The organism is Bacillus sp. PS95 (assembly GCF_037963565.1).
Lineage (GTDB): Bacteria > Bacillota > Bacilli > Bacillales > Bacillaceae > Bacillus > Bacillus subtilis.
Genome location: NZ_CP150160.1, coordinates 807639 through 831452 on the forward strand (window position 1 = coordinate 807639; position 23814 = coordinate 831452).

Annotated in this window: 21 protein-coding genes; 12 read left to right on the top strand and 9 right to left on the bottom strand. The window is 46.0% G+C overall.

The window, feature by feature from the left end; all coding sequences use genetic code 11:
- Window positions 1-14 precede the first annotated feature (14 nt).
- Together NSQ12_RS04195 and NSQ12_RS04200 are read right to left on the bottom strand one after the other, a co-directional pair.
- Window positions 15-1169, bottom strand: a complete 1155-nt coding sequence (locus NSQ12_RS04195) for a Ger(x)C family spore germination protein (protein ID WP_339175996.1) — start codon at window positions 1167-1169, stop codon at window positions 15-17.
- Window positions 1150-2691 carry a spore germination protein gene (locus NSQ12_RS04200; RefSeq protein WP_015715500.1) on the bottom strand — a complete coding sequence of 514 codons (1542 nt, stop codon included), beginning with the start codon at window positions 2689-2691 and terminating at the stop codon, window positions 1150-1152. Before NSQ12_RS04200 ends, NSQ12_RS04195 begins: the two co-directional genes overlap by 20 nt.
- A 192-nt stretch (window positions 2692-2883) precedes the next feature.
- Here NSQ12_RS04200 and treP point away from each other — a divergent pair, with 192 nt between their 5' ends.
- The 4 genes from treP to NSQ12_RS04220 all read left to right on the top strand — a co-directional run bounded on the left by treP (window position 2884) and on the right by NSQ12_RS04220 (window position 7596).
- Window positions 2884-4296, top strand: coding sequence for a PTS system trehalose-specific EIIBC component (gene treP / locus NSQ12_RS04205; RefSeq protein ID WP_003233682.1), 1413 nt, complete (start codon window positions 2884-2886; stop codon window positions 4294-4296).
- A 69-nt stretch (window positions 4297-4365) separates the two neighbouring features.
- Window positions 4366-6054, top strand: a complete 1689-nt coding sequence (gene treC, locus NSQ12_RS04210; RefSeq protein WP_088325447.1) for an alpha,alpha-phosphotrehalase — start codon at window positions 4366-4368, stop codon at window positions 6052-6054.
- A 20-nt stretch (window positions 6055-6074) separates the two neighbouring features.
- Window positions 6075-6791 carry a trehalose operon repressor gene (gene treR / locus NSQ12_RS04215; protein ID WP_003233679.1) on the top strand — a complete coding sequence of 239 codons (717 nt, stop codon included), beginning with the start codon at window positions 6075-6077 and terminating at the stop codon, window positions 6789-6791.
- 139 nt (window positions 6792-6930) lie between these two features.
- A complete protein-coding gene (locus tag NSQ12_RS04220) occupies window positions 6931-7596 on the top strand; it encodes an NAD(P)H-dependent oxidoreductase (protein ID WP_003243096.1) in 666 nt (221 codons plus the stop codon).
- 37 nt (window positions 7597-7633) lie between these two features.
- Here the strand turns inward: NSQ12_RS04220 and NSQ12_RS04225 are convergent, their stop codons facing one another.
- A complete protein-coding gene (locus NSQ12_RS04225) occupies window positions 7634-12022 on the bottom strand; it encodes a multifunctional 2',3'-cyclic-nucleotide 2'-phosphodiesterase/3'-nucleotidase/5'-nucleotidase (protein ID WP_339176000.1) in 4389 nt (1462 codons plus the stop codon).
- A 242-nt stretch (window positions 12023-12264) separates the two neighbouring features.
- Here NSQ12_RS04225 and yfkM point away from each other — a divergent pair, with 242 nt between their 5' ends.
- Window positions 12265-12783, top strand: a complete 519-nt coding sequence (gene yfkM / locus NSQ12_RS04230; protein WP_003233673.1) for a general stress protein 18 — start codon at window positions 12265-12267, stop codon at window positions 12781-12783.
- 39 nt (window positions 12784-12822) lie between these two features.
- Here yfkM and NSQ12_RS04235 read toward each other — a convergent pair whose 3' ends face one another.
- Both NSQ12_RS04235 and NSQ12_RS04240 read right to left on the bottom strand, forming a co-directional pair.
- Window positions 12823-14013 (bottom strand): MFS transporter, encoded by a 1191-nt coding sequence (locus NSQ12_RS04235; protein WP_032723003.1) that lies wholly within the window; start codon window positions 14011-14013, stop codon window positions 12823-12825.
- Between the two features lie 109 nt (window positions 14014-14122).
- On the bottom strand, window positions 14123-14338 hold the full coding sequence (locus NSQ12_RS04240) for a DUF1128 domain-containing protein (RefSeq protein WP_015715504.1): 216 nt from the start codon (window positions 14336-14338) through the stop codon (window positions 14123-14125).
- Window positions 14339-14540: 202 nt separating this feature from the next.
- Between NSQ12_RS04240 and yfkJ the strand changes: the two genes are divergently transcribed.
- The 3 genes from yfkJ to NSQ12_RS04255 are packed head-to-tail and all read left to right on the top strand — an operon-like array spanning window position 14541 to window position 16200.
- Complete coding sequence (gene yfkJ / locus NSQ12_RS04245) at window positions 14541-15011, top strand: protein-tyrosine-phosphatase (protein WP_003243480.1); 471 nt, start codon at window positions 14541-14543, stop codon at window positions 15009-15011.
- A gap of 17 nt (window positions 15012-15028) precedes the next feature.
- On the top strand, window positions 15029-15349 hold the full coding sequence (locus NSQ12_RS04250; protein ID WP_003233665.1) for a hypothetical protein: 321 nt from the start codon (window positions 15029-15031) through the stop codon (window positions 15347-15349).
- A gap of 23 nt (window positions 15350-15372) precedes the next feature.
- Window positions 15373-16200: a YihY family inner membrane protein gene (locus NSQ12_RS04255; protein ID WP_014479170.1), complete on the top strand. Its 828-nt coding sequence runs from the start codon at window positions 15373-15375 to the stop codon at window positions 16198-16200.
- A 198-nt stretch (window positions 16201-16398) separates the two neighbouring features.
- Here the strand turns inward: NSQ12_RS04255 and NSQ12_RS04260 are convergent, their stop codons facing one another.
- Window positions 16399-17574 carry an MFS transporter gene (locus tag NSQ12_RS04260; RefSeq protein WP_259266344.1) on the bottom strand — a complete coding sequence of 392 codons (1176 nt, stop codon included), beginning with the start codon at window positions 17572-17574 and terminating at the stop codon, window positions 16399-16401.
- A gap of 167 nt (window positions 17575-17741) precedes the next feature.
- On the opposite strand from NSQ12_RS04260, the gene cax reads away from it, so the two are divergent.
- Both cax and NSQ12_RS04270 read left to right on the top strand, forming a co-directional pair.
- Entirely contained in the window at window positions 17742-18797 is a 1056-nt protein-coding gene (gene cax / locus NSQ12_RS04265) for a calcium/proton exchanger (protein WP_259266345.1), read from the top strand.
- A gap of 70 nt (window positions 18798-18867) precedes the next feature.
- A complete protein-coding gene (locus tag NSQ12_RS04270; RefSeq protein WP_259266346.1) occupies window positions 18868-19662 on the top strand; it encodes a YfkD famly protein in 795 nt (264 codons plus the stop codon).
- 38 nt (window positions 19663-19700) lie between these two features.
- Here NSQ12_RS04270 and mscC read toward each other — a convergent pair whose 3' ends face one another.
- Together mscC and yfkAB are read right to left on the bottom strand one after the other, a co-directional pair.
- A complete protein-coding gene (gene mscC, locus NSQ12_RS04275; protein ID WP_010886444.1) occupies window positions 19701-20543 on the bottom strand; it encodes a mechanosensitive ion channel protein MscC in 843 nt (280 codons plus the stop codon).
- Window positions 20544-21665, bottom strand: a complete 1122-nt coding sequence (yfkAB, locus tag NSQ12_RS04280) for a radical SAM/CxCxxxxC motif protein YfkAB (RefSeq protein WP_003233655.1) — start codon at window positions 21663-21665, stop codon at window positions 20544-20546.
- Window positions 21666-21809: 144 nt separating this feature from the next.
- Here yfkAB and NSQ12_RS04285 point away from each other — a divergent pair, with 144 nt between their 5' ends.
- Together NSQ12_RS04285 and pdaA are read left to right on the top strand one after the other, a co-directional pair.
- A complete protein-coding gene (locus NSQ12_RS04285) occupies window positions 21810-21995 on the top strand; it encodes an SE1561 family protein (RefSeq protein ID WP_003223132.1) in 186 nt (61 codons plus the stop codon).
- A gap of 100 nt (window positions 21996-22095) precedes the next feature.
- On the top strand, window positions 22096-22887 hold the full coding sequence (pdaA, locus tag NSQ12_RS04290) for a delta-lactam-biosynthetic de-N-acetylase (protein WP_327837966.1): 792 nt from the start codon (window positions 22096-22098) through the stop codon (window positions 22885-22887).
- Between the two features lie 37 nt (window positions 22888-22924).
- Here pdaA and NSQ12_RS04295 read toward each other — a convergent pair whose 3' ends face one another.
- Window positions 22925-23785 carry an NAD(P)-dependent oxidoreductase gene (locus NSQ12_RS04295; protein ID WP_327837964.1) on the bottom strand — a complete coding sequence of 287 codons (861 nt, stop codon included), beginning with the start codon at window positions 23783-23785 and terminating at the stop codon, window positions 22925-22927.
- Window positions 23786-23814: the final 29 nt, after the last annotated feature.

A 23814-nucleotide genomic window follows, 5' to 3' on the forward strand; every position in this document is an offset into this window, starting at 1 on the left:
CTGACGCACCTCCATTAATGGCTGATCGTTTTGTATAGGACACCGTCCTGCTCAATCGTCACAATTGGGACGACGTGAACCTCCATATCCTTATATACCTCTTCCCATTCCTTTTTCAGCAGATTCTTCGTGGTTGCCGTGCTTCTGATGGTCCTGTCTTGAAAGCCGGCCGGGTCCGCCTTTAGCTTTTGCAAACGATGAACGGTGCTGATCACGTCCTTCTTTATGGTTCTGTTTAGTGCTTTTTGAATGATGTAATACTGGTCATTTTCTCTCGTCTCATAGGTTGATTGGTTTTCCATAATAATTCCTTTGGCTCTGATCTCGATTGTCATTGACAGCTTTCCGTTTTTTTCAGCGGCATGAAAGGATACATTGGACTTTTGAAGCTGAATGGATGCTTGTCCCATTTGATTCGGCAGGTCTACTATGAATTCTGGCTGGCGGGCTTGATTCAGCAACATCAGGGCTGCTGTCATGTGTACATCTTTGAAAATATCCATCAATCTGTCCTTTTTAAAGATCGCAAGCCCGTCAATTTTCAAATTAGATTTGCCTTTCCCTCCAGGTTTTGTTTTAGATGCAGAGATGACCGGTGCATACGGATCACTGCCTATTTCTACTAGATCAGACATGAATCTGCTTAAGAAAACGGGCCGGCTCGTTGCGATAATGGCCAGCTCCCGAATCATTTCCGCCGGAAACTGTTCAAGCTGAACATCGGTGTTTAAAATGTCCCGCGCTTCTCCCCGGCTGACTAAAATGAGCGCCGTTAATCTGTTCTGCGGATTTCGCGTTAAAATATCAAAGACTGGGGCAACGCCGTCTCTCGCCATATCCTCTCCAATAATGACTGTACGTCTGTGGGACGTATTGATTGTCCGTGACAAGGAGGTTTGCAGCTTGTTGTTCGCTTCTCTGATCGTAGTGCCGGAAGCTGAATCAACATACCATGTTTTTGAACCGGCAGTTCCGCCGCCGCCCCCTGTTTGTCCGCCTAATTGACCGACCAAGGGAATCTGCATGGCCACTCGATACTGATCTTTTTTCTTATCAATGGCTGAGCTGACAACAAATGCAATGTCATTGATTTCTGTCCGGTCCCAGCACCCCGTTAGAAGGATACAAATGAGAAGCGGCAAAACACACTTATATATTGTTTTCTTCATCTTTTGGGTCCTCTCTTTTCGCTCCCTTCTGTCCGTTGCCGCGCGAATACGTGCCCGGCCTTCTGGTCATCGTCCACCAAGGCGCCCTGACAAAAATATCTTTTACTTCATCTCGTTTAAACGGAGAAATCCCGGATAAATAAGGAATACCGAAAGATTGCAGCTTGCATAAATGGAGCACTAAGATAATCGTGCCAAGCATAATGCCGAAAATCCCGAAAATACTCGCCAAAAACATAAGCGGGAAACGAAGCATCCTGATGGAGATAGCTAAGTTAAACCGCGGAATTGTAAATGACGCGATCCCTGTTAACGATACGATGATCACCATGGGGGCAGACACAATTCCCGCTTCAACAGCGGCTGTCCCAATGACTAGGGCCCCGAGAATACTGACGGTCTGGCCGATGGTTTTCGGCAGGCGCACTCCCGCCTCACGGAGAGCCTCAAAAGAAATTTCCATAATCAATGCTTCTATGATGGCGGGGAAAGGAATCGGTTCACGAGCGGAGGCCACACTGAACATTAAGTTTGTCGGCATTAAGTCCTGATGGTATGTAATAACGGCAACATAAATAGCCGGCAAATATAAAGCAACGAATAAAAACATATAGCGAAGCCAGCGGATTAAGTTAGACATCAAATAACGCTCATAGTAATCTTCACTGGCCTGCATAAGCTGCCAAAACGTAATCGGGCCTGTTAAGACAAAGGGCGTATTATCTGTGAAAATGGCAAATCGGCCTTCGAGAAGCTGGGCGGCGACAGTGTCCGGCCTTTCTGTGTATTGCAGCTGGGGGAATGGCGAGTACGTGTCGTCTTCGATAAACTCTTCAATATATCCGCTTTCTAAGACAGCATCAATCTTTATCTTTTTGATTCTTTTTTTTACTTTGTCAATGACCTTTGGATCGGCAAGCCCGTCAATATAGGCCAAGACAACATCGGTTTTGGTTTTCGTGCCGATTTTAAACGAGATCATTTTAAGCTGAAACGTTTTGACGCGAAAGCGCACAAGAGCGGTATTGACCCTGAGGCTTTCAGTGAAGCCCTCTCTTGACCCTCTGATGGTCGATTCTGTTATCGGCTCTTCAATGCTTCTTCTTTGTCCGCCTTTTATATTTAAGATCAGGCCTTTTGAGTGCCCGTCGGCAAATAAAACCGCGTTCCCCTCAATGATGGATGCAGCCACTTTACTCATACTCGTTTCTGTTGCAACACTTGAAATTGATAGAGTATTTTGCAGCGCCTCTTCATGTTCATCTATTTGATCCGTCAAATGCATTAAGAAAGGGCGGAGGGCGTGATCCTGAATATGTTCAGATTTTACAATTCCTTCGATATAAACAATAAATCCGCACAGCCCGTTTCCAAAGTCAAATTGTCTAAATACGATGTCTGAGCAGCCTTCTGTTAATAAGGTCAGATTATCGAGGTTTTCCTTCAAATTGGGAGAGATCGGTCTGTCCTGATTGTCTTCAAGCTCTTTGATGAGCTGAAGCGCTTTGTCGCGTTTATTCATAGAGGCTCACCCTGCTTTTTAATGTCATATTCAATAAGTGCTTGTGACTTTTAGGGTAACCTTGTCTGTTTCATATATTCCAGACTAGGATGAAAGCGCTATAAAAAAGTGTTGACTACCTGTATATACAGGAATACAATATGATTATAAGTTGTATATACAAGTTATAAAAACGGATACGGAGGGGTTGGCATGGGGGAACTGAACAAATCGGCACGTCAGATTGTCGAAGCAGTCGGCGGTGCTGAAAATATTGCAGCGGCAACTCATTGTGTTACACGTTTGCGTTTTGCTTTAATAGATGAAAGCAAGGTTGACCAAGAGATGCTTGATCAAATTGATGTGGTAAAGGGATCATTCTCGACAAACGGACAGTTTCAGGTCGTAATCGGCCAGGGAACTGTCAATAAAGTATATGCTGAACTGGTTAAGGAAACGGGGATTGGCGAGTCAACAAAGGATGAAGTGAAGAAGGCCTCAGAAAAAAATATGAATCCTTTGCAGCGTGCTGTGAAAACGCTTGCAGATATTTTTATTCCAATATTGCCTGCGATTGTCACGGCGGGTCTTTTAATGGGGATCAATAACATTTTAACGGCGGAAGGCATTTTCTTCAGCACAAAATCGATTGTGCAGGTTTATCCGCAGTGGGCGGATCTTGCTAATATGATTAACCTGATTGCAGGCACGGCCTTTACGTTTTTGCCTGCGTTAATCGGATGGTCTGCAGTCAAGCGGTTCGGCGGCAATCCGCTTCTCGGCATTGTGCTCGGGGTTATGCTCGTGCATCCTGATTTGCTGAATGCGTGGGGATATGGCGCCGCAGAACAAAGCGGAGAGATCCCGGTATGGAATCTATTCGGCCTAGAGGTGCAGAAAGTCGGCTATCAGGGCCAGGTGCTCCCAATTTTGCTTGCTTCTTATATGCTGGCGAAGATTGAGGTATTTTTAACAAAACGCACACCTGAGGGCATACAGCTGCTCGTTGTCGCACCAATTACGCTTCTCTTAACAGGATTTGCCTCTTTTATCATTATCGGCCCGATTACATTTGCGATCGGTAATGTACTGACTTCAGGGCTTATCTCGGTGTTTGGTTCTTTTGCCGCACTGGGCGGTCTGTTATATGGCGGTTTCTACTCAGCGCTCGTGATTACCGGTATGCATCACACGTTTCTTGCAGTCGACCTGCAGCTCATCGGTTCAAAGCTCGGCGGCACCTTTTTATGGCCGATGCTGGCGCTTTCTAATATCGCACAAGGTTCGGCGGCTCTGGCCATGATGTTTATCGTGAAGGATGAGAAACAAAAAGGCCTCTCCCTCACATCAGGGATTTCTGCTTATCTTGGCATTACAGAGCCTGCCATCTTTGGGGTGAATCTGCGATACAGATTCCCGTTTATCATTGCAATGGTCAGCTCTGGCCTGGCCGGAATGTATATTTCTTCTCAAGGTGTGCTGGCAAGCTCCGTCGGTGTCGGCGGCGTGCCGGGGATTTTCTCAATCATGAGCCAGTACTGGGGCGCGTTTGCAATCGGGATGGCTATTGTATTGATCGTGCCGTTTGCCGGAACATACGCGTATGCGAGATTCAAACATAAATAACAAATGGGGAGCGGACGTGTTGAACGTTCCCTTTTCCCGTTTTCAATTTAAATATGGTGGTGGAAACAGATGAAAACAGAACAAACACCATGGTGGAAAAAAGCTGTGGTTTATCAAATTTATCCGAAAAGCTTTAACGATACGACAGGAAATGGTGTCGGCGATCTGAACGGCATTATTGAAAAGCTTGATTACTTAAAAACACTTCAGGTGGATGTGCTTTGGCTGACGCCGATTTATGATTCTCCTCAGCATGATAATGGGTACGATATTCGTGATTATTACTCGATTTATCCTGAATATGGTACGATGGAGGATTTTGAGCGGCTAGTGTCCGAAGCACATAAAAGAGACTTGAAAGTCGTCATGGATCTTGTTGTCAATCATACGTCAACAGAGCACAAATGGTTTCGCGAGGCGATCTCTTCCATAGACAGCCCGTATCGTGATTTTTATATATGGAAAGACCCGCAGGAAAACGGTTCTCTTCCGACAAACTGGGAATCGAAATTCGGCGGCTCGGCATGGGAGCTTGACGAAGCATCGGGCCAATACTATTTGCATCTGTTTGATGTGACGCAGGCTGATTTGAATTGGGAAAATGAAGAGGTCAGAAAGCATGTCTATGACATGATGCATTTTTGGTTTGAAAAGGGAATAGATGGCTTCAGGCTTGATGTCATCAACCTGATTTCTAAAGATCAGCGCTTTCTGAATGCGGAGGACGGCGGCGACGGCCGCTCTTTTTACACTGACGGGCCGCGAGTGCACGAATTTCTGCATGAAATGAACGAAAAGGTGTTTTCACATTACGACAGCATGACGGTCGGTGAGATGTCTTCAACAACCGTAGACCACTGTATCCGGTATACGAATCCTGACAATAAAGAACTTGATATGACATTCAGCTTCCATCATCTCAAGGTTGACTATCCTAACGGCGAAAAATGGGCCTTGGCGCCGTTTGATTTTTTGAAGCTGAAGGAGATCCTATCCGACTGGCAAACGGGGATGCACGCAGGAGGGGGATGGAACGCTCTGTTCTGGTGCAATCATGATCAGCCGCGCGTTGTATCAAGATATGGAGATGATGGCGCATATAGGGTGAAATCGGCGAAAATGCTTGCTACGGCCATTCATATGATGCAGGGCACGCCTTATATTTATCAGGGCGAGGAGCTGGGGATGACGAATCCGAAGTTTACTGACATCAGCTCCTATCGGGATGTCGAATCGCTGAACATGTATCACGCCTTTAAGGATAAAGGAATGGCTGATCAAGAGATCACAGCCATTTTGCAGGCGAAATCCCGTGACAATTCCAGAACCCCCGTTCAGTGGGATGCTACGGAGAATGGCGGTTTTACAACGGGCACACCATGGATACCGGTTGCAGGAAATTATCGGGAAATCAATGCTGAAGCGGCGCTGAGGGATCAAAATTCGGTGTTTTACCATTATCAAAAATTGATTCAGATTCGCAAAATGTATGACATTGTGACAGAGGGAACGTATGAGTTAATCGCAAAGGATGACCCGAACATTTTTGCGTATCTCAGACACGGCAGCAATGAAAAGCTGCTCGTGATCAATAATTTTTACGGGACAGAGGCGGCCTTTACACTGCCGGACTCTTTAGCGCCTGACGAATGGAAGGCAGAGGTGCTGTTGACGAACGATGAAGCAAGGGGAGGGCTTCAGAACATGACGCTTCGCCCGTATGAGTCCATTGTTTATCGTTTAACGAAACCGTGTTAAACTAAGCTGGGTGGTCCATAATGAAGGTGAATAAATTCATCACAATTTATAAAGACATCGCACAGCAAATTGAAGGCGGCCGATGGAAAGCGGAGGAGATTCTTCCGTCTGAACATGAGTTGACCGCACAGTACGGTACATCAAGAGAAACGGTCCGAAAGGCGCTTCATATGCTCGCGCAAAACGGTTATATCCAGAAAATCAGGGGAAAAGGCTCCGTCGTGCTCAATCGTGAAAAAATGCAGTTTCCCGTTTCGGGCCTTGTCAGCTTCAAGGAGCTCGCGCAAACGCTTGGCAAAGAAACGAAAACAACTGTACACAAATTCGGGCTGGAGCCTCCGTCAGAGCTGATCCAAAAACAGCTCCGGGCCAATCTGGATGACGACATCTGGGAAGTCATCAGGTCTAGAAAGATTGACGGGGAACATGTGATTTTGGACAAGGATTACTTTTTCAGAAAGCATGTCCCTCACCTGACGAAAGAAATTTGTGAAAACTCCATATATGAATATATAGAAGGAGAGCTCGGTCTTTCGATCAGTTACGCCCAAAAAGAAATTGTCGCCGAGCCGTGTACGGACGAGGACAGAGAGCTGCTCGATTTACGCGGCTATGACCATATGGTCGTGGTGAGAAACTACGTCTTTTTGGAGGATACCAGTTTGTTTCAATATACGGAAAGCAGACACCGTCTCGACAAATTCCGATTTGTTGATTTTGCGCGGCGGGGGAAATGAGAGAGGCGCCTGCCTGCGGCAGCGCGCTTTTTTGTTTAGTATCAAAATTGATACTATCCAACAAAAATGTGCGTACTTTTACTTTTTATCATAATGGCTACAATAGAGATTAGAGTAACCTAAAGGAGAGGTGTTTTACATGGCAGATCTAAAGACACAAATTCTGGATGCATACAATTTCAGGCATGCGACTAAGGAATTTGACCCGAATAAAAAAGTGTCAGACAGCGATTTTGAATTTATTTTAGAAACAGGAAGACTGTCTCCGAGCTCACTCGGCCTTGAGCCTTGGAAATTTGTCGTCGTCCAAAATCCGGAGTTCCGCGAGAAGCTTCGTGAATACACATGGGGCGCGCAAAAGCAGCTGCCGACCGCAAGCCATTTCGTCCTGATTCTTGCGCGTACAGCGAAGGATATCAAATATAATGCGGACTACATCAAACGGCATTTAAAAGAAGTAAAACAAATGCCTCAAGACGTGTACGAAGGCTATTTAAGCAAAACAGAAGAATTCCAGAAAAACGATTTGCATTTGCTTGAAAGTGACAGAACATTGTTTGACTGGGCATCAAAACAAACCTATATCGCGCTTGGCAACATGATGACTGCCGCTGCGCAAATCGGTGTTGATTCCTGCCCGATCGAAGGCTTCCAGTACGATCACATTCACCGTATTCTTGAAGAAGAAGGCCTTCTGGAAAACGGAAGCTTCGATATTTCTGTGATGGTGGCATTTGGCTACCGAGTGAGAGACCCTCGTCCGAAAACAAGATCTGCTGTTGAAGATGTTGTGAAGTGGGTTTAAATAAAGAAAGCTGCTCGCTTAGCGAGCAGCTCTTTTTTTATGCCTGATTCGTTCTATTCTGTTTTCTCCTCTGATGTAAGTACATTGCCGTTCCGAGTGCGCTGATAAGAAATCCGGCCAACAGTATCGAGTACATGGATGTGGCTGTGTCCGGAAGCAGGCCGCCAGCCGGACCGTCTGTTCCTGATCCGCCCGAACCGTTTCCTCCAGAGCCGTTAGTCGGTTGAGTGCCGGGAGGCGTATCATTTCCTCCGTTTCCGTCAGTCGGCTGTTTTCCGCCTGGTTTGTCGGAGCCTCCGCCATGACTGCCGTCATCACCGCCTGTCGGTTGGTCGGACGGGAATGCCGGCGGTTTGTTGTTCGAACCGGAATTTAAGATCGTGTATTCGCTGAAGTGGTTTGTATATCCTGTCACCATATCATCGTCAACTGATCCGTTATCTGTCTTTGTGAAAGCTTTCTTTTTCCTGTCGACATGATAAATGGCAGGGTTATGGGCTTCTTCAATATCAAACATGCGAAGCGAAAGCTGAACGGGCTCCTTGAATGATTTTATTTCTTTTCCTTTTTGCTTTACTGTAAAGTCATATACATCTGCCAATGACACATTCAATTCTCCCGTCGACTTGATTCCGATTGCAGTGTCTGCAGTTTTAAGGTTCGCCATTGGCATCTTCATGCTGTACCAGTAGTTGAACACCGTCAATGAAGGATCTGACTCTCTTTCTTTCAAAAGTTTGACCTGATCTTTTTTTACTTTGAGATTGATAGGCTTCTCTTGTGATCCTTCATGTGTTCCGTAATAGACAAACGGCGTGTTGGCATTTTTAGCGTAAATCGCAAATTTGTCTTCATCAAGTGTCCAGCTGCCGTCCTTCTGCTTTGTCGGCAGGAATACTTCTTTGATCCGTCCTTCAACTTTAGGAGAGACCTTGTTTCCTAGTTTTTTCAGCTGTTCGGTGAAAATCTCATAATCAACGTAGCCAAGGTCTTCACCATGGGAGGCTTCTGTAAAGACAGAATATCCGTCTCCTCCGGCACCAACAAAATTATTTGTTGCCACGCGGTAGGTATCATCCGTATTTATAGCAACTTTGTCTCCGTTAGGCGATTCAATTTTCACTTCTAACACACGGTGTCCAGGTTTGTTGTTTAATGTAAAGGTATATTCGATTCCGGCCACCTGAGGGAAAGCGCCGCCGCCATTTTCCACATTGCTTAGGCCTTGTTCAAGGGCTTCTTTAATTTGTTTTCCGGTTAAATCGGCCACGTAAAGCGTATTGCCGAACGGCATCACGTTGAGCACCTCGCCGAGTGTGATATCACCTTTGTCAATGCCGGCTCTGATGCCGCCGCCATTTGTTATCGCTATTCTGGCGCCGGCTGCTTCTTTCGCTTTTGCCAGCATACCGTCCGCGATGAAGTTTCCGAGATTCGTTTCTTTCGTGCGCACATGCTCACGTTGGCCGTCAAGCGCCACATCCGTATAGCCGACTTTTTCATTTTTTACGTCTTCTAATTCACTTTTGAACTGATCAAGCTCTTGTTTTGCTTCTGCGTTTTCTTCTGTATGCTCATCAATTGGCAGCACGCTCAGATTTGATTTGTCTGTTTGCACAACGCCATTTTCATCAAACGCGACATCAACGCGCCCCAAGAATTGGCCGTATTCTTTTGCCTGTGCCACGATCGTCGGTTCTTCGTTGTTCACGACCTCCATTTTGTCTACGAGGGTGTGAGTGTGTCCGCCGATGATCAAATCAATGCCTTTTACTTTTTTGGCTAGCTCAAGATCCCGGTTATGCCCGATGTGGGTTAAAGCAATAATTTTATTTACCTTTTCTTCTTCTTGAATCGCTTTGACGGTGTATTGTGCTGTTTCAAAGGCATCATTGAATACGATGCTTTTGCCCGGGCTTGATGTGGTGGCTGTATCTTCTGTTGTCAGGCCGAATACGGCGACTTTCTCCCCGTCAACGTCTAACAGAATGTAAGGGTGAATGCCGGCCTCTTTCTTTTCACCTGCCGTAAAGGTTTGCGGCTTTTTGACAAATGATTTCAGCTTGGGCTCATTTGACACATCTACGTTTGCACTGACAATCGGAAATTCCGGCGCTTCAAAGTGATAGCGGTTCGCCGGATCAACGGTTGCGCTGTTTCCGCTTAGAAAATCAGAAAGCACCGTCGGGCCTTTGTCAAATTCATGGTTCCCGAAGGTCATGGCGTCATAGCCCATCATGTTCATTATTTTCAGATCGGCCAAACCGTTCCATTTAGTAAAATACAGATCGCCGGAAAACACATCTCCCGCATCAAGGAGAATGTTGTGATTTGTTTCGCTGCGCACTTCGTTGATTTTCGTCATTCGTCTCGCTGCATCATCGAGATGGGCGTGCGTATCATTGGTGTGCATGACGGTCAGATCCCACAGTCCGTCTTTAGGAGGATCTGGATTTGAATCATCATCGAATTGCAGCTTATACACACCATAGCCTTCATTCGCAGACTTGCCTACATAAGCGACGTCGTCTGCTTTATCGGCAAATGGCTTGGCCAAAAGCGAGGATTCAAACGTCAGATTCGTGCCGGAAACAGGCGCGATTGACCAGTTGTTGTCTGCTTTTGGATTGACTGTTTTTTGTTCAATAATGTAATCCATCAGCACCTGCCTGTTTTCAACTGCAGAGCCGTGGACAATTTTATCGCTCGTCAGATGAGGGAACCCGCCGCCTCCGGACGCACGATAGTTATTGGTGACTACGAGAAATTCCTGGCTTGGGCTGATCGGCTTGCCTTCATAGGAAAGATTGATGATACGGGATGAATCCGCATTGATCACTTTTCCGTTCTCATTGTATTTAGCCGGTTTTGTCACATCGACCTGATATGTGACACCGTCAATCACATCAAAATTATAGGAGCGGAAATTCTCGTTCAGCAAGGCCTGATCGCCGCCTTTGGCTGGATCAATTTGATTGAATTGGCCTGCTGACATCTCCAGCCAGTCCTTCACTTCGCTGCCTGTCAGCTTGACGATTTGAACAGTATTATCGTAAAGGTACAAGTCACCGACATTTTTAATCGCAAGATCTCCGGCTGGAATGTTTGTATAGTAATTGGCTCCATTTCTGCCGCCTGCTTTAAACGGCGCTCCAGCGGATAAAATCGGCAGGTTCTTGTACTCGGTATCCTTCATTTCTTTTTCGGCATACCATTTTTGCGCGTCAGTCACGATCTGAATGGAAGGATCATCTTTGACCTGTGCAAAGAAGCTGTTAATATCTGCTTCGGTTTTGCCGACTGGCTTTCGGACATACTCCAGTGTGTTTTGGTGTGTTTGCTGAATGGTGTTTGTAACGGTTTCGTTTCTTGATGTGACGTTGCCAGCAATAGATTCAATACTTCCTTTGGAATCTGCTACCTTCCATGAGCCGTCCGCCTTTTCAAGCTTGAGGTCAATCACGCCTAAATATTTGCCCCAGCTGCTTGGCATGACGACAGGAATGCCGTTAATTGTTCCCTTTTCCACGTCGAATTGAGCAACACCCGCATACTCCGCGGAAGGAAAGAGTCCGTGCTGATGGCCCGAGATAATCGCGTCAATGCCTTTCGTTTTAGTGGCAAGGTCAAACACGGCGTTTTCTGCACCTGATGATTGTGACTGCTTTTCAATGCCGGTGTGGGCGAGGGCAATAATGACATCTGTGCCTTCCGCCTTCATTTTCGGGATCGTTTCATTGGCGGATTCTACGATATCCTGCACCTGAACTTGCCCCTCGAGATTCTTTTTGTCCCATGTCATGATTTGCGGCGGGACAAAGCCTATGTAGCCGACTTTTACTTTCTGCTCATTACCGTTTTCATCAATGAGGGTTTTTTCATTAATCACATACGGCGTATAACGGTTTTCGCCGCTAGTTGTTTTGACGTTGGCATTTACAATCGGGAAATCGGCTCCTTTGATTGTGCCGTCGAGAAAGTCGAGCCCGTAGTTGAATTCATGATTGCCAAGCGTTCCGGCGTCGTATTTCAGCGCATTCATGACGCTGATAATCGGATGGGTTTTCGTGCCGGAGATAATGTCGTCTTTTTGATATTTCACCGCGTATTCACCCAGCGGATTCCCTTGAATCAAGTCGCCGTTATCCACAAGCAGGGTGTTAGGGTTTTGCTCGCGGTGCTTTTGGATCAATTGCGCTGTTCTCGCCAGACCGAAATCCGCCGTTTCTTTGTCGCTGTAGTAATCGTAATCCATCATGTTGGCATGAATATCAGTCGTAGCCAAAATACTCAGATGCACCTGAGGAGCCGCGCTTTCTTCTGCATGAATGGGTGGTGTTGGGAGGATTAGGCTAAGTATCATAATTGGGGGCAAAAGAATACGGAGAATGTTTTCGACGTGTGTTCGTCTTTTCTGTATTCTCACCAGTTCTCCACCTTTCAACGAAATTTGTGTTACAGCTCCTATTGTAAGAATATTTTGTAACTATTTGTAGGTGTTTCTTTATGATTATTGTAAAAGGGAGAAAAATGAGTATTATGTAGCAGTATCAAACGACAAATACTGGGCATTTATGCTTATCGTTTGTCACAATCGCGGAATGTTTATTTTAGTGTGGCTGGGGTAGAGTGTTTTATGTAGACATCTAAAGCGGGAGGTTATGAATCATGGGGAAAAAAATTGCAGTTGTTTTAACAGATTATTTTGAGGACAGCGAGTACACTGAGCCTGCGAAAGCCTTTAAAGAAGCGGGACATGAACTGACTGTCATCGAAAATGAAAAAGGAAAAACAGTAAAAGGCAAGCAGGGAAAAGCGGAAGTGACGGTTGACGCGTCCATTGACGACGTAAATCCTTCAGACTTTGATGCGCTTTTGATTCCCGGAGGATTTTCACCAGACCAGCTTCGCGCTGACGATCGTTTCGTCCAATTTACAAAAGCGTTTATGACTGACAAAAAGCCGGTATTCGCCATTTGCCACGGCCCGCAGCTTTTAATCAATGCGAAAGCGCTCGACGGCCGAAAAGCGACGGGCTATACGTCCATTCGTGTTGACATGGAAAACGCCGGTGCCGACGTTGTGGACAAGGAAGTGGTTGTTTGCCAGGATCAATTGGTCACTAGCCGCACACCGGACGATATACCGGCATTTAACCGCGAGTCATTGGCATTGCTTGAGAAATAAGAAAAAACGGACGCTCTTGGGCGTCCGTTTTTTTGTTGCTTAGGCTTGAGCACCTGTCAGTTTCTTGTACCTGTAATACAAGAAAGCAGCTGCAGCCGTTCCGATGACCGCAATGCCGAAGTCGAATATGAAAATATGGGCGATGCCCCCCGCTTTTGCGATAAGCCCTGTTGCAATCGGCAGCAGAATCGATGCAAGGCTTGAAGCGGTCGCTACAATTCCGGTAACGGTTCCTTTTCGCTTCCAGAAAAGCTCTGTCATTAACGTAATGGTAATTTGAAACACACCCGCAGTTGAAAAGCCTAAGAAAAAGGCAGTGATGTTCAGCACAACTGGGATATGAACGGTTAGCATGACTGCGAGCGTACATAAAGTAATAATAGGATATAAGAGCGTTATGAAGACAGGTTTGACCCATCTGTTCAGCAAAACGGCTAATAATAAAACAGATGCCAGAGATCCTATACTATAATAGCTCAGCAATTGTACAGATGCTGATTCAGCTAAACCGGCTGCCTTTTGCGCGTAGCTCGGGAGCCAGATTTGAGAAACCGTAAATAAAGCCGTGGATGTAAAACCGATGATAATCAGTGCAGTGCCTTCTTTCTGAAAAACGGGTTCAGACAAGAAAACGGGAGATTCCTGTTGGCCGCTATTAGTTGGTTTCTTATGTTTTTTAGGAAACGAAAGTGTTGATAAATAAATAATATTCAGGAGATAGACCGTTGCCGGCAGATAAAAAGCAAATCCGTAAAACATGCTGTGGTCTGCTAAAAATGTGATCAAAAGCGGCAAAAGTGCGGCCCCGACAGACATAAAGGCTTTGACCAAGACATTCGCCGAACCGGAAGCAGACGGAAAGAGCTCGGTTAGGGCCGGATATGTTCCGGCATCCATCGCTGAATTTGCGACTCCGGCTAATAAGGCGAACACAAACGCCAGCTCATAGCTCGGTGATAAAGGAATACCGACTAAAAAGACGGCCATAATTCCCGCAGAAGCGACAACAAGCGGCTTTCTGCCGATTTTATCTGATAGAACGCCGGAAATGCCGTATGTCAGCAGTTTGCCAAACCCGATAGCGGCAATGACATAACTGATGCCGGTCGGATCGGTATTCCACTGTTTTGTTAATGAAGACATATTGGATGCGAGAATGATGTTGACCATCCCCAGAAAGAAGTAGTTGATATACATTCCGGATGCTGTTTTGATAGATGTCGTTTGCATGCTTGTACTCCTTCAAATCTTATTCGAACACTTTGCTGTTTACTGTTCTAAGGAAAATTGGTTTGGGGAAATGATAAAAAAGACTCGCCGAGTTTCCGGCCAGTCTCCATTATTTACGAAGCGAGGCTAATTCTTGAGCAATCGCCTGCATTTCACTTGGGCTGAATGATTCTTTTCTCATCACCATGCTGTGAAGGTACGTGAGGTCTTCAATCTTCTCATCACTGAAATCCTCCGCTTTGATTACGCCGACGTTCAGCATGTTCAGCTTTTGGGAAATCTCTTCAATCATTTGAGTTAATGTTTCTGTATTTGGGCTGGACAAATGGTTCCATCCTTTCTATGCGCAATATAGGTATGTTTTATTCTAACAGAATTCCATCAGAAAAAAACCCTATTCTAAAAGCAGGCTTTTCATTCCAAAAAAGTGAAGACATCAGTTGAAAAGGAAATGAACATCCTACTAAGATATTCATGAAGGTTTCTTTTTAGAGAAATAGGGGCAAAGAATAGGGAGGTTGCACATCATGATAAGCGTGTTATTTGTTTGTTTAGGTAACATTTGCCGGTCTCCGATGGCGGAAGCGATTTTTCGGGACCTGGCAGCCAAAAAAGGATTAGAGGGGAAAATCAAGGCGGACTCAGCCGGTATTGGCGGCTGGCACATCGGCAACCCCCCGCATGAGGGAACGCAGGAGATATTGCGCAGAGAAGGAATCAGCTTTGATGGCATGCTGGCGCGTCAAGTCAGCGAACAGGATCTGGACGATTTTGATTACATCATTGCGATGGACGCAGAAAATATCGGGAGCCTCAGAAGCATGGCGGGTTTTAAAAACACCTCGCATATCAAAAGGCTCTTGGACTATGTTGAAGATTCAGATCTGGCTGACGTACCCGATCCTTACTACACAGGGAACTTTGAAGAGGTCTGCCAATTAATCAAAACGGGCTGTGAGCAGTTGCTTGCATCCATTCAAAAAGAAAAACAATTGTGAGTGAAAGGAGAATTTGCATGAACAACGAACGTTTAATGCTGAAAGGGATATTTCTCGGAGCTGCGGCAGGCGCGGCGTTATCACTGCTACATAAGCCGACAAGACAGGCGTGCGGCATGAGATGGCTGACATGCAAGCATAAACTTTCACTGTACAAAAGCAACCCAGAGCTGTTAAAAAACACTGTCATCACAAAAGTGGATGAGGCCAAAAAGCTCGCCCAAACGCTTTCAAAGGAAGTCGACTTTGTGAACCAGCAGGTGAAAGAGCTGAAGAAAACAACGCCGCAAGTGATGGAACTCGTGCAAGAAACGAAAGAGCATTTTTCAAAAAAATGATCAAACATGCGAGGTGAGACGACATGAGTTTTTTGAAAGAGCTTTTCAGCAGATACACCCTTCATGAAGGACAAAGTAAATCAGCGGAGCTGGCGTATTTTTTTCTATTGTCACTGTTTCCGTTTTTGATTTTTATGCTGACGCTTACCGCGTATCTTCCGCTTTCTACCGATGATGTTTTAGGAGTCATAGAACAATATGCTCCCGCCAGTGCGATGTCTCTCGTTGAATCCATTACCCATCAAACCTTAAATAATCGAAATGGCGGTTTGCTGTCATTCGGGATTATCGCCGCATTATGGTCTGCGTCTAATGGAATGAACGCGATCGTCCGGTCGCTGAACCACGCGTATGATGTGGAAGAAAACCGCTCTTTTATCATTGTTCGTCTAACCTCTATTTTTTTGACGATTGCCATGGTATTTACGATTTTAGTGGCTTTGCTTCTGCCGGTATTTGGCCGGGAGATTGGAAGGCTCGCTTCTGACTTTGTCGGCGCGTCGGATCTGTTTTTATCCGTCTGGGCCGCCATTCGCTGGGGTGTCAGCCCGCTTGTGCTACTGATTGTTTTTTCCGCGCTGTATGTGATTGCGCCGAACAAAAAGCTGTCTCTCCGGTTTGTCATGCCGGGTGCGGTCTTTGCGACCATCGGCTGGATCGTTGTCAGCACATTGTTTTCATTTTACGTCAGCACGTTTGCGAACTATAGCGCCACTTACGGGAGCATCGGGGGAATCATCGTTCTGATGATTTGGTTTTACTTGAGCGGCATTTTAATTATCCTAGGCGGAGAAATCAACGCTCTTTTACATAAACGTAAAAAGCTTCCTGATGAAAATCCCTACCATTAGCGCACCCTATAAACGAACTTCGGTTCAAAAAGAAGTCGGGGGGATATCGTGATGACCAAGCATACGAAAAAAGGCGGAAGCCATAACAAACAAAATTCGAAAAGCAAATCGAGCCATAAAACAAGCGGAAGCGCCAACGGACAAAACGGCTACCATTAGCATAAAAGCCTCCTGACATGATGTCAGGAGGCTTTTTGATTAAGAAGATGAAGAATAGGTTTCAGCCGGTGACCAGCTTTTCGGTTTGCCCAGCACAAGGGCCAGCCACACAGCGCTAAGCGTGAGAGTAATGAAGTAGAACAAGTTTGCGCTTTCAAATGTCTGCATATACCAGCCGCCGGCAACCGGGCCGAGGATGCTGCCGAGACTGAATGTAATGCCGCAAAGCAGGTTCCCCGCCGGCAGGAGGTGAGGCGGGAGAAGATCTGTCATATAGCTGATGCCAAGTGTAAAGGTTGATCCGACTGCCATTCCTGCAATAAAAAAGCAGCCGCCGATCACGTAAGGCGAAGGAAATACACCGGCGATGAAAAAGCAAAGAGCCCCAGTCAGCAAAATCACCAGCAGCACATTCCGCCTGCCGTATCTATCGCTGAGGATGCCGAGCGGAAACTGAAAGATAATGCTTCCAATCGCAAATGCGGGAAGGATGAACGCTACTGCGTCTACTGATATCCCCAAACGGAGCGCGTACACCGGAAAGCTTCCGTTCAGCGCCGTTTCCAGAAAGCCATAGCCAAATGTAGGCATAAAGGCAACCCACCCAAACAGCATGGCCTGATAAAATCGCCTGAAACTATTGTCTGATTTGGTTTCATGAGGACTGGTTTCCGGGTATGCATTTTGTAGAAAGAAAACAAAAAGCCACGCAAACAGACTGATGCAGCCGGACACGATAAAAGGAAGCGACGGACTCAGCTTGACAAGCGGCACCATGAACGGGCCCGCGGCAAAGCCAAGGCCAAAGGAAAGCCCGTAAATAGACAGGTTTCTTCCGCGATTTTGTTTTGATGACATGGAGGTCACCCACGTTTGCGTAGAAAAGTGAAGCATGTGGTCGCCGATTCCAATGAACAGGCGAAGCAGGAACCAGACCCAAACTGACTGAAGCCAAATAAATCCGAATAAGCTTAAAATGACAATGCTTCCGCCCATGACGATCAGCGGCTTGAACCCGAGCTTTCTGAGCGGCGCTTCCATAAACGGCGAAGCCAAAAGTACACCGATATACAGCCCGGTCGCGTGCAGGCCGTTGATAGCAGCGGATTCTCCATTTGTTTCAAAAATGATTGAAATGACAGGCAGCAGCATGCCTTGTGAAAACCCGGAAATGGAAACGAGCAAGACAAGGATAAAGAAATGAAATCGTGACATCGTGTCAGTTCTCCTTATATGGAATCTATGTTGATCGTACAATGTTTTCCAAAAGCAGGCAACCTGAAAAAAGCCTATATCACGCTATACATTTGCCCTCGTGTAATCATGAAGGTTTTTGTGAAGAATAAAAATAAAACAAGTCATAAAAAAGGAGCTATTTCACCATGAATCGTATCTTTTTTATTTTAGTGGCGGCCGGTGTTCCGCTTTCTGTGATTGGCAGTTTGATGCATTGGCCTTCCTCGGTTCTATTTGCCGTTTATTGCGTGACGATTATCGCGCTTGCAAGCTATATGGGGAGGGCGACAGAATCACTGTCCATCATTGCAGGACCGCGTATCGGCGGTTTGTTGAATGCAACTTTCGGGAATGCGGTGGAGCTGATTATTTCCCTTTTTGCATTAAAAGAAGGCCTGACAGGAATCGTGCTTGCCTCTTTAACCGGTTCAGTGCTGGGGAACCTGTTGCTGGTAGCGGGCCTATCGTTTTTTGTCGGCGGTTTAAAATATAAGCGGCAGGAATTTAATATCCATGATGCCCGCCATAACTCCGGGCTTCTGATTTTTGCCATCATTGTCGCCTTTGTGATTCCGGAGGTATTCTCTGTTGGTATGGGAAACGCCAGCAAGCTCAATTTAAGCATCGGCATCAGCATCATTATGATTCTGTTATATGTGGCGGCGCTGTACTTTAAACTTGTCACGCATCGGGGCGTTTATCAGCCGAATAATGCCGCTCAGACTGAAGAAGAGGAAGAGCCAGAATGGTCAGGGAAGGTTGCGACGATTGTCTTGTTTGCGGCAACGATTGTGGTTGCATACATATCCGAAAACCTGGTCCATACCTTTCACTCGGTGGCTGAACAGTTCGGGTGGAGCGAGCTGTTTATCGGGGTCATCATCGTGGCGATTGTAGGAAATGCGGCGGAGCATGCGTCAGCGATTATTATGGCCTTCAAAAATAAAATGGACATTGCTGTTGAAATTGCAGTAGGCTCTACGCTGCAGATCGCTATGTTTGTCGCACCGGTTCTCGTCATCTGTTCTATCTTTTTTCCGACAAGCATGCCGCTTGTATTTACATTGCCTGAGCTCGTCGCGATGGTATCAGCGGTTCTCTTGATGATCGCGATTTCGAATGACGGGGATTCCAACTGGTTTGAAGGTGCGACACTGCTTGCTGCATATGTCATTATGGCGATCGGCTTTTTCCTTCTTTAACCTGAAAAAATGATGGATAACAACAAAGCGGGATGAAAAGACTAAGGGAAAATGCCATAGAAAGAGTGATATGATGAAAAAGCTATTTCATTCCACACTTATCGTGTTGTTATTCTTTAGTTTTTTCGGCGTTCAGCCCATCCACGCGAAAAAGCAGTTTAAGGTTCCTAATTCTGTCGCAAGCATTTCAAAGGAAAACACGTATCCGAATGCTTCACAGGATCAGCCAATGCTACAGCCGAGCAAGCTGGCAAAGGAATTGCTCGATCATTCTGAGGTGAAGATTGAAAACCCGCATCTCATCAAAATGCTGAATGAAACCAACATATCCGGCACACCGCTTGCAGTAGGGTACCGGGCGACAATATTTCTCGGGAAATGGGCGCTCGGCTATGAATCAAATGAAACAGTCGCAAACTGGGAATATAAAAAAATCAATATAAACCGTGCGGATAACCGCGGCGGGAAAGAAACGGCTGAAATGCATTATGCCCAGGAACAGCAGTACAGAGTGAAGGGCGGCCTGACAGCTAAAGTTCCAAATGCTGAAGATGTCAAAAGCATGATGATGCAAAAAGCAATGAAGAAAACGAACCTTCCGCTTGCATTTGAGACGGTCATTGGGGCTGGCACAAAACGGGATCAGATTTATAAAGTCGCTCCTAAAAAAATCGGTTATCTACATGCATATGCACCGGCTGTGAATGAAAAAGGAAAAGTGACTTACGGAGAAGTGTACTTAGTGCTGAAAGGAAATAAACGAAAACTCGTCGTGAAAAATGTCACGTCACAGGGCATCGGCGCGTGGATTCCGGTTCAAGACCATGTCACATTTGGCTTTCAGCTTTCCTCACTGCCAAGATAAATAAAAAACTGATTCCAACTCGGAATCAGTTTTTTTGTTTATTGGGTTCTCTCGATTCGGACCGCTTCCTCAAGCATTTGCACATTGTTTTGGTAGAGCTGGCGAACGAGAACCCGTCTGACTGCAAGGCTGGCACTGAAATAATCATCATCTTTCACCATGCCTTTAACCGTAAATTCGACGCCGCGATTGATTTTATTCAATGCGGTGATGCCGTGGATTTGAAACGGTTCTGTCGGATTGCCGAATTCATCCCGCTTCAATGAATCACGAAGCTCTTCATTCAGCATGTCACATGCCTCTTCCAACACGCTGTACACGCGGTCCGGATCTTCTTTAAAGCTGATAAGAAAGGATTCGGTAATCCGCATAAAATCAATATTATAGTTCTCTATTTGTCTGACCTCGCCGTTGCTGATGGTGAGCAGCTTCCCGCTCCATTCCCTGATTTGCAGCGAGCGGAGGCCGATTTCCTCCACTGTCCCGTTGAACAAGTTGTTGACGGTGACATAATCGCCTTTGTGCAGCTGGCGTTCATATATTAAGAATACACCAGCCAGCACATCTTTGATCAGCGATTGGGCGCCAAAACCGATCACGATACCTGCTACGCCCGCCCCGGCCAATATCTTGCCGAAATCATGCACAAATAAAGAAATAACGTAAAAGATAAAACCAATTGTCGCCGTATACTGGGTGACAGAACGGACAAGGCTTTCAATCGTTTTTTCCTTTTTTTCTTCAATAAAGTCCGTCCGTTTAAAAAATAGCTGTACCAGCCGGTTGATGATAAAGACACCGATCCAAAGGATAACCGCAACGAGGAGAATATCGACGATTTTATTTTGAAAAATCTCCGTAAGTGTTTCTTTCATCCGCATCTAACTCCTGGCTTGACGTTTTGTGAAGTCTGTATCCTGATAATAACTGTTTTTGACAAGAACATTCGGTCCGAGGCACCGGACATTCGGGCAGTGGCAACTCAGTTCTTTCGCAAGCTTGGTCTCTCTCCACTTTTCATAGGCGGAAGGGAGGCTGTCCGTCTGAATGTTGCCAAGCGGCGGGGTATCACCGAAATCGGTCACGATAATGTTTCCGTCGAAAATGTTCACATTCAGGCGGGATCGGCCGTCAGGGTCATTTCGAACTGTGACGTTTTTCGCCGCGCGAAGCCGGCGAAGCAGCTTTTGGTCGTCTTCGTCCGGACTGCAGGCATAAAACGGCAGCGTTCCGAACAGCATCCACGTATTTTCATCACGAATATCCAGCAAGCGGTGAATGGCCTGTCTCATCTCTTTCAGGCTGAGGGATTCAAGAGCGCTTGCGAAATCGCTTGGATACATTGGGTGGACCTCGTGACGCTGACATTTCATATCTTCTGTGATTTGGCGGTGAATATGCTCAATATGCGGAAGTGTTCGTTTGTTCAGCATCGTTTCCGCAGATACCATTACTCCGGCATCCACGAGCGTGCGGCTGTTTTCGATCATTTTTTCAAAATAGCGCGCGCGCTGTTCGAAGGTCGGTTTTCTGTCCATCATGGCAAAGCCGATTTCAGCAAAATCTTCAACTGTACCCCAGTTATGAGAAATATGTAGCACATCGAGATACGGAATGATCCATTCGTACCGCTCGATGTCGAGGGTGAGATTTGAATTAATTTGTGTCCGCACACCGCGTTCATGGGCATATTTCAATAAAGGAACAACATATTCTTTTACTGATTTCAACGAAAGCATCGGCTCTCCGCCTGTGATGCTGATGGATCTGAGGCGCGGGATTTCCTCCAGCCGTTTTAACAGAAGATCTATTGGCAGAGCATTCGGGTCTTTAGGCTGCAATGTATAGCCTACAGCACAATGCTCGCATCTCATATTGCACAGTGTCGTCGTTGTGAATTCAACGTTTGTCAGCTGCATGTCTCCGTATTGGTCAACATCCATATAGGCTTCCCAAGGGTCGAACTCGGGCGTAATCGGACGCAGCTTCGTGTTTTGTGTCATGACTATCTAACTCCTTTATAAATGGGCATACTAACGCTGCCAACAGTTAATTTTAGACCTGATTTGCCAAGATCGCAAGTAGCGCGGCGATTGAAAAACGGCAAAAAATGAGCTACCATAATAAAAAATGATTGGAGGAACAGAATGGGGAACGCCGTAAACAATAAAGATCAGCAGATTGATTATTTAAAGAACAGACTTGACATGTTTATGAACGTCATCGATTCATTAGACCCTGAAGCAACCGACGTTGAAGATATAGACAGGCTTATCAGCATGCTTGATGACCTGGAAGCCAAATACGAACGTTTTAAAAAAGATTGGGAATAAAACCGCGCGCCCGCCGCGGTTTTTTTATTGGCATAAAGCAACAGTATAAAACAAAGCCCCTATCTGTAAAATAAGAAAAAATGCAGAAGGAGCGCTGGCCATGAAGTGGATGTGTTCAATATGCTGCGCCGCCGTATTGCTTGCCGGAGGTGCAGCACAGGCGGAAGCGGTGCCGAATGAGCCGATTAATTGGGGCTTTAAACGAAGTGTCAATCATCAGCCGCCAGATGTCGGGAAGCAGCTGAACAGTTTAATTGAAAAATATGACGCGTTTTATTTAGGGAATACAAAGGAAAAAACGATTTACTTAACGTTTGATAACGGATATGAAAATGGCTATACGCCAAAAGTGCTTGATGTCTTAAAAAAACATCGCGTAACAGGAACGTTTTTTGTCACCGGGCATTTCGTAAAGGACCAGCCTCAGCTGATCAAACGTATGTCAGATGAGGGCCATATTATCGGCAACCATTCCTTTCACCATCCGGATTTAACGACAAAAACAGCTGATCAGATTCAGGATGAACTTGATTCAGTCAACGAAGAGGTTTATAAAATTACGGGAAAGCAGGACAATCTGTACTTGCGTCCGCCGCGCGGCGTGTTCAGTGAGTACGTACTGAAAGAAACGAAACGCCTCGGCTATCAAACCGTTTTCTGGTCGGTCGCTTTTGTTGATTGGAAAATCAACAACCAAAAGGGGAAGAAATATGCCTACGATCATATGATCAAGCAGGCGCACCCGGGAGCCATTTACCTGCTTCACACCGTATCGAGGGACAATGCAGAAGCGCTGGATGACGCGATTACAGATCTGAAAAAACAGGGCTACACATTTAAAAGCATTGATGATCTGATGTTTGAGAAAGAAATGAGGCTGCCGTCTTTGTAAAAGAGAAAGACCTCTCCTTAAACGGAGAGGCTTTTCTTTATTTTATACATTTAATCAGTGCGGCCCAGTCCAGATCCCCGAAGCCTTTCTCAATCCCGTTTTCAAAATGGCTTTTGGCCAGCTCGGCAAGAGGAAGATTTGCAGAAACCCGTTTTGCGGCGGCGAGTGCCAGGTTGGTATCCTTCAGCCCTAAAGACATTTTGAAGCCGGCCGGCTCAAATTTCTGCTCGGCCATAATGGTTCCGTAATTTTGATAGACTGGAGAACCAAAGAGCGCGCTGGCGATTTCTAAAAATTGTTTTTGTTCTAAGCCGTATTTCTCCATCATTAAAAAGGATTCAGATAACGCCTCCAGCATGGACACAAGCAAGAAATTGATGCTGATTTTCGCTGCATTTGCCGTCTTGCTTTCTTCGCCGACGTCAAATACCTGCTGGCTCAGGCTGTCGAGCAGAGGCTTGGCAGCTTGCTTTGCTTCCGCCGGTCCGGCTGTTATGATACGGAGCGCGGCTTTGGCTGCGGCATCCGGTCTGCCAAGAACAGGAGCGGCGAGAAAAAATTGTCCTTTCTCTGCATGAGCTGCTGCGAGCTTTTCTGAGAACTCAACACTGATTGTGCTCATCGAGATGTGAATGCCGTTCTCTGCTAATCCTTCAAGCAGCCCGTCTTCTCCGAATGTCACGGCGCTGACAGAATCATCATCTGCAAGCATAGTAATGACAATATCAGCGGAGTTTGCCGCCAGCCGCGGCGTATCAGCTGCCTGTGCGCCTTCTGTGACAAGGTCTTCCGTCTTTTGTTTCGTCCGGTTATAGACAGTCAATTCGTAGCCTGCATGAAGAACATTTCGGGCAATGGGCTGTCCCATTTTGCCGAGTCCGATGACAGCAATTTTCAATCTGATCACTCCCTGAATATTTTTTCCAT